The organism is Streptomyces thermospinosisporus, assembly GCF_039526425.1.
GTDB lineage: Bacteria > Actinomycetota > Actinomycetes > Streptomycetales > Streptomycetaceae > Streptomyces > Streptomyces thermocarboxydovorans.
Window position 1 is genome coordinate 1 of the sequence record NZ_BAAAIZ010000137.1, and the last position, 1,227, is coordinate 1,227.

2 protein-coding genes are annotated in these 1,227 nt (G+C 65.0%); one reads left to right on the forward strand and one right to left on the reverse strand.

What is annotated here, in order from left to right:
- Nucleotides 1-48 precede the first annotated feature (48 nt).
- Nucleotides 49-351: a helix-turn-helix transcriptional regulator gene (locus ABD207_RS31445; protein ID WP_344016721.1), complete on the reverse strand. Its 303-nt coding sequence runs from the start codon at nucleotides 349-351 to the stop codon at nucleotides 49-51.
- A 411-nt stretch (nucleotides 352-762) separates the two neighbouring features.
- On the opposite strand from ABD207_RS31445, the gene ABD207_RS31450 reads away from it, so the two are divergent.
- Nucleotides 763-1,035: a hypothetical protein gene (locus ABD207_RS31450; RefSeq protein ID WP_344016722.1), complete on the forward strand. Its 273-nt coding sequence runs from the start codon at nucleotides 763-765 to the stop codon at nucleotides 1,033-1,035.
- Nucleotides 1,036-1,227 lie beyond the last annotated feature (192 nt).

Sequence of the window (1,227 nt, forward strand, 5' to 3'; positions counted from 1 at the left end):
ATCGACGTTGGACGCCCTCGTCTCATGTCCGCAGGCGATCCCTTGGACTCATTCATCTAGCGGGCTTAGCGGGTCCCCTTCGGGTAGGAAGTCAGCCAGAGTCGGCAAGGGGGGCTCAGCGGGATTCTGGGGCGCCCTGAGCACATCCACGGGAACGCCTAGGACGGCAGCGAGGAACGGCAGCCATTCGCGGGGCGTGCGCTTGCCTGTCTCCCATCGGCTGATCTCTTGCCGCCCGACCGGATCACCAATCACCCCGGCTGCCTGACAGACCTCACGCGCTAGCCGTGCCTGACTCCACCCGCGCTGTTCGCGCAGACGTTTGATGTTGGCCCCGATGCTGGTCCCCATACCTCAATTCTGGCCGACAGTTGGCCTACAGGGGGCCGCTATGCAGTCACTCTCTGGGGCGGAAAGTTGGGGAGAGCAGCAAGGACCCCCGCGACGGGCGAACGTCCGGGGGCGTGGCCACCAACCATCAGGGGGTTGACGACGTGACCCATACAACCAGAATCCTCACGCTGCACCAGAGGGCGGGAGTGCACGCATGACCTTGCCCCGGACGTACCCCAGTCCGCCCGTAGAACTGCCGCTGATGCTCTACGGCGCCCCGGAGCCTGTAGCGGGTTGCGACGTGTGCCAAGCGTTGGATAAGCAGCGTTCGGAAGCACGCGCAGAGGGCGACATGTCCAAGGTCTCAGACTTCAAACTCGAGATCAGGAACCACCCGCACAGGGGCAGGGGGCGGCGCTCGTGATTCCTATGGAGATCTACAAGAGCAGTAAGCAAGCCGCTTCCGACGCGCATGAGGCGCTGCGGCAAGCACTGCTGGCAATCGGGATTCCGAATCGGGACCTTGGCTGGCTGGCTCCGCGTGTAGCGCCGGACGGCCGTCCGATGGTGGCCCTGGGAACGTGGAACGCCGACGTCGTGCAGAAGGTAGCGGCGCATCTGATGGCGTCACCCGCGCAGGTCCAGACGACGCCGGACGGCCGTGTCGTGACCGACCATGCCCACGTGACCCGGGACGAATGACCCCGGCTCGCTGAGGACGGCAATCAAGGCTCAGCAAGTCGGCTGCCCCGTCTGTGCGTTGCTCCCCCCCGTGGCGCATGGGCGGGGCTTCTGCATGTCCGCTGACCAGGGGCAACGGGGCCTGTACTCTATTGATCCGAAACGGTTTGGGTTCTGGGTCGTTGGTGGGGTGTGAGTGATCTGGTGGGGGAC

Coding starts and splice junctions, on each gene's coding strand:
- ABD207_RS31445 (WP_344016721.1), bottom strand. CDS start 351: ATGGGGACCAGCATCGGGGCCAACATCAAACGTCTGCGCGAACAGCGC.
- ABD207_RS31450 (WP_344016722.1), top strand. CDS start 763: ATGGAGATCTACAAGAGCAGTAAGCAAGCCGCTTCCGACGCGCATGAG.